Origin of the sequence: Cellulosilyticum ruminicola JCM 14822 (genome assembly GCF_001311925.1) — a bacterium.
Lineage (GTDB): Bacteria > Bacillota > Clostridia > Lachnospirales > Cellulosilyticaceae > Cellulosilyticum > Cellulosilyticum ruminicola.
On record NZ_BBCG01000113.1, the window covers coordinates 1 to 4,700 of the forward strand.

Below are 4,700 nucleotides of genomic sequence, written 5' to 3' on the forward strand. Positions count from 1 at the left end.
GTTTTCAAAGTTCATCATGTTTGTCAACACTTATCTCGCTGACTTGATTAATAATACACCACTTCTCTACATAAGTCAACACCTTTTTGTATTTATTTTTCCATAAATATAATATTCCTTTCTTTTTAGTGTAATTACACCATAAAGAAAGGATTACTATATCGCTAATCTTTCGTCTTTCCCTACATTTTTCTTATATAATTCATTTCTGCATATGTTATTACATCATATGTATTTAATACCTCAACAATTTTATCCGCACTTTCTATATCTGGACATTTTATTATATAGCTTCCTATCAAATCAATATAATCTTCTATTTCTATATTATTTATACCAGTTTCTCCTATAACCTTTTCTATAACTTGCTCTATATTTCTTTCCTTTTTAACCTTTACAATAATTTTATTAGTCTTCTTATCCATTTTCACTTGATCCTTATAATGTTCTATAAGTTTCTTATTACTAAAGCCTAATACTTGTCGATTTGTATATTCATTGATACCTTCTTCTTGCTTAGGTATTACAACTGCGTTATACGCATTAAGTAATCTGCCACCAGCTACTTTATCTTTCATATTCTCTAACACTACTGCATTATCTATAATTTGTTTTTTTAAGCCATAGGTGTCAAATCTTTATTTAATGATAGAATAAGTGCACCTACACCACTTACAAAAGGTGCTGCCATCCGATGTACCTGTTCCCTCTCCATAATCATTATATGAAAATGTTCCCATTATATCTTCTCTTGGGCAACAATTTCTGTTGGTTCTCTATAGTTAGAAAAGCTCACTAACTCTCCTTTATTATTTAGTTTTCACAACAGCAGGTACTTTCTCACCATTTGTATCTCATCATCGATTGCTTTATCACCATTTCCTGTTGGTACGTTTTGTAATTTTTCTACTATATCTAAACCATTTGTTACTTTACCAAATGCTGCATATTGTCCATCTAAATTAGTTTCATCTGCTGACATAATAAAGAATTGACTTCCTGCTGAGTTAGGCTCTGCTGTTCTTGCCATTGAAATAACACCTTTTGTGTGTGAAAGAATATTTTATTTAAAACCATTTGCGGCAAATTCACCAAGGATACTGTAATTTGTTCCGCCCTCACCTGTTCCTTTTGGATCACCGCCTTGAATCATAAATCTTGAAATAATTCTATGAAAAGTAAGTCCATCATAAAATCCTTCATTAACAAGTGTTACGAAGTTATTGACTGTATTTGGTGCCATTTCTGGATAAAGTTCTAATGTAATATCACCATAATCTTTAATCTTCATTGTAACAATAGGATGCTCTTTAAGTGCTACAACTTCATTTTCTGCATTTGCTTCATTATTATTTCCCACTGTATTTGCAACAGTTTCATTTTTTACATTAGCAGCTTCATTCGTACTGCTTTGAATTGTATTTGTGTTCGTACTATTTTGCTGCACTCCACAACCTGCTAAAGTAAATGACATCATTAAGGCGATGCAGCCTATACTTAAGATTTGTTTTAATTTTTTTCATCTCTCTATGTCCTTTTTTCTTATTATTCTCCTAAATTTATTTATAAATGCAAAAAAGCAGTTAGATTAAATCTAACTGCTTTTACACTAGCAGGGCTACAAGGATTCGAACCTTGGAATGCAGGAATCAAAATCCTGTGCCTTACCGCTTGGCGATAACCCTATATTCAGAGACTGTTATGATATTCATAACAGGGTGGGTAATGGGGCTCGAACCCACGACACCTGGAACCACAATCCAGTGCTACTACCAACTGAGCTATACCCACCATTTGTTGTTGTCTTGTCGACTCAAATAATATATCATGGGCTGTATATATATGTCAACAACTTTTTTATAAAGTTTTTAGAGAAAAAATTCATTATATAAGACTATTAAAGCACTATAAATGATATACTAATAATTTCTTTAAAATATAAAATCACTATTACCCTAAAGGAACCTTCAAATGGATATGTTAGAAATTATGAAATCAAACCACGCCTACACTTCTTCTCATATGGATATGCCAGTTCATCTACAAACAAAAGCTAAAACTTTATGTTTTGAATACAATCAAACAAGTCCTATAGAAAACGAACGTCGCAGCGAAATACTTAAAGAGTTATTTGGCACATGCCATCCACTAACTTTTATTGAACCATCTTTCCGCTGTGATTATGGATTTAATATTCATACTTATGGTTTAACAGTTATTAATTATAATTGTGTCATCTTAGATACTTCACCAGTTCATATTGGTGCCAATGCCTTTATTGCCCTTGGTGTTTGTTTAACTTGTGCCGGACATGCCATTCATCCAGAGCAACGAGGTGAAGGAATCGGCACTTCTAAACCAATTATGATAGAAAATGATATATGGATTAGTGCCAATGCTACCGTATGTGGTGGCGTAACAATTGGTACTGGCAGTATCATCGGCGCTGGCAGCGTTGTAACAAAAGATATTCCAGCTAACGTTATAGCTGCTGGTGTACCTTGCAAAGTAATTAGACCAATTACTGACCAAGACCAAATTAATTTACCTACCTATTAAATAATTTATAAACTAACAAAGATATTATCTTTAACTGTTTACTGATAAATCTTTATAGTTTTAACCAATCAACAAAAAACGAGTAATAGCTTAAGAAAACTCTAGCTATTACTCGTCTACTAATCAATTTATTATTTATTTAATGCTTTTTGAATATCTTCTATAATGAGTGCTTCTGTTAAATGATATCTTTCTTGTAACTCAGCTAATGGTACGCTATCTGTAAATTCTTTAGTTGCACCGAAGTTAAGCACTTTCATATCTGTACTACCATAAAATCTAGCAATCTTTTCACCAAATCCACCATCTAAGATACCGTCTTCTAATGTAATCACAAGTTTATGATCTTTTTGTAAGCTTGTTAATAGAGCTTCATCTACACCTGTAATGAACCTTGGGTTGATAAGTGTGGCATTGATGCCGATTTCTTGAAGTTTATCGTGTACTTTTTTACCTAAGTGATAGAATGAACCAAGTCCAATAATTGCAACTTCATTTCCTTTAATAGTTGTAACATATTTGTTTAAGTCACCGAAGTTGGCTTCTACTTTTTCTCCTGTTGAAACTACATCCATATTAGGTATACGAATAGCAACTGGACGCTCTGTTTGCTCGATTGCCCATTCCATCATCCCAAGATGTTCTTCTTTAGTAGTTGGTGCTAAATATACCATGTTAGGAATATTTGAGATTAATGGAATATCAAATATTCCTAAGTGAGTTTCATCTGAACCACTAATGCCGCCACCAGTTACAAGAATCACAGCTGGATTATTATTGAGTGCTAAGTCTTGTGAAAGTTGATCATAAGTTCTTTGAATAAATGTGCTTGCAAATCCTACAACAGGTTTAGCACCTCTTTTAGCCATTCCAGAAGTCATAGCAATAGCATGTTCTTCGGCAATTCCTACATCCACATATTGTTTTTCAAGTTCACGTCTTACTTTATTAACACCAGTAATAGCTGGTGTTGCTGCATTGATTACCACTACAGTTGGATCGTTTTTAGCTTTTTCTAATAAAAAGTCTTCTGTTATGCCGCGATATGTTTCAGTAGCTCCCATTTTCATAAGTGGCTCTTTTGTTTCTAAGTTAAATGGCATAACCCAGTGGAAGTTTTCTTTATTAGTTTCTGCATCTACATATCCTTTTCCTTTCACTGTATGCATATGCACTACCACTGGATGATCAATGTCTTTTACTTTTTCAAGTGTTTCAATTAATTCATCTACATTGTTACCATCTTTTACATAGTAATAATCAAAACCTAATGCTTTAAAGAAGTTGTTTTCTGCTTTTCCTTCTGTTTCACGTAATTTAGCTAAGTTTTTATATAAGCCACCGTGATTTTCTGCAATAGACATTTCATTATCATTTACTAAGACAATAAAATTACTATTTAATTCAGCGGCATTATTTAAGCCTTCATAAGCTTCTCCACCGCTTAATGAACCATCTCCGATAATGGCAATAATATTTTCATTAGCGCCTTGTACATCTCTTCCTTTAGCAAGTCCACAAGCTAAACTAATAGAAGTTGATGTATGACCTACTTTAAAGAAGTCGTGTTCACTTTCTTCTGGTGTTGTATAACCTGATACTGTCTTATATTTTTCAGGATTAATAAAAGCTTCTTTTCTACCAGTTAAAATTTTGTGAGCATATGATTGATGAGATACATCAAAAACAAATTTATCAACTGGTGAATTAAAGACATAGTGAAGCGCTACTGTTGCTTCTACCATCCCTAAGTTTGGCCCAAAATGTCCTCCTGTGGCACTTATTTTTTGAATAAGAACTTGTCTTACTTCATCTGTTAATACTCTGATTTCTTCTCTTGATAATGCTTTTAAATCTTTTAATGCGTTAACTTTATCTAGTACTGTATATGACATTGCTTTCTCCTTTTATAAGTATATATATATATATATAAGTATAATCCCTAAAGTTAACTTTAAGTCAAGGAAATTATTACTTATCACATTCCTCTTTAAGCATGGCATAAACATATGTATCCCAATAAATAGGATTGCCATTTGCATCTTGATGAAAAGACACATTCTTTCTAAGATGTGCTTCTCTTTGTATCCCGATCTTCTCCATAGTCTTCCATGACCGTATTATCATAAAAAAGTGGCTCC

3 protein-coding genes, 2 tRNA genes and 1 pseudogene are annotated in these 4,700 nt (G+C 32.8%); 1 reads left to right on the plus strand and 5 read right to left on the minus strand.

The features are described from left to right. Positions 1–182: 182 nt before the first annotated feature. From JCM14822_RS17810 to JCM14822_RS17825, 4 genes and pseudogenes are all read right to left on the minus strand, one after another. Positions 183–578, minus strand: a complete 396-nt coding sequence (locus tag JCM14822_RS17810; protein WP_054743931.1) for a hypothetical protein — start codon at positions 576–578, stop codon at positions 183–185. 242 nt (positions 579–820) lie between these two features. Then, a pseudogene (locus tag JCM14822_RS17815) lies at positions 821–1,477 on the minus strand (peptidylprolyl isomerase). A gap of 136 nt (positions 1,478–1,613) precedes the next feature. Continuing rightward, positions 1,614–1,685 (minus strand) — tRNA-Gln (locus tag JCM14822_RS17820). Between the two features lie 32 nt (positions 1,686–1,717). Further along, positions 1,718–1,791: transfer RNA gene (locus tag JCM14822_RS17825), tRNA-His, on the minus strand. 180 nt (positions 1,792–1,971) lie between these two features. Between JCM14822_RS17825 and JCM14822_RS17830 the strand changes: the two genes are divergently transcribed. After that, positions 1,972–2,559, plus strand: a complete 588-nt coding sequence (locus JCM14822_RS17830) for a sugar O-acetyltransferase (protein ID WP_054743933.1) — start codon at positions 1,972–1,974, stop codon at positions 2,557–2,559. 131 nt (positions 2,560–2,690) lie between these two features. Here JCM14822_RS17830 and JCM14822_RS17835 read toward each other — a convergent pair whose 3' ends face one another. Further along, the gene (locus JCM14822_RS17835; RefSeq protein ID WP_054743935.1) at positions 2,691–4,454 is read right to left on the minus strand and encodes a 1-deoxy-D-xylulose-5-phosphate synthase; all 1,764 of its coding nucleotides are present in this window, start codon (positions 4,452–4,454) and stop codon (positions 2,691–2,693) included. Positions 4,455–4,700: the final 246 nt, after the last annotated feature.

Excerpts from the sequence above, each read along its gene's own strand:
- JCM14822_RS17810 (WP_054743931.1), bottom strand. The coding sequence starts at position 578 with ATGAAAGATAAAGTAGCTGGTGGCAGATTACTTAATGCGTATAACGCA.
- JCM14822_RS17830 (WP_054743933.1), top strand. The coding sequence starts at position 1,972 with ATGGATATGTTAGAAATTATGAAATCAAACCACGCCTACACTTCTTCT.
- JCM14822_RS17835 (WP_054743935.1), bottom strand. The coding sequence starts at position 4,454 with ATGTCATATACAGTACTAGATAAAGTTAACGCATTAAAAGATTTAAAA.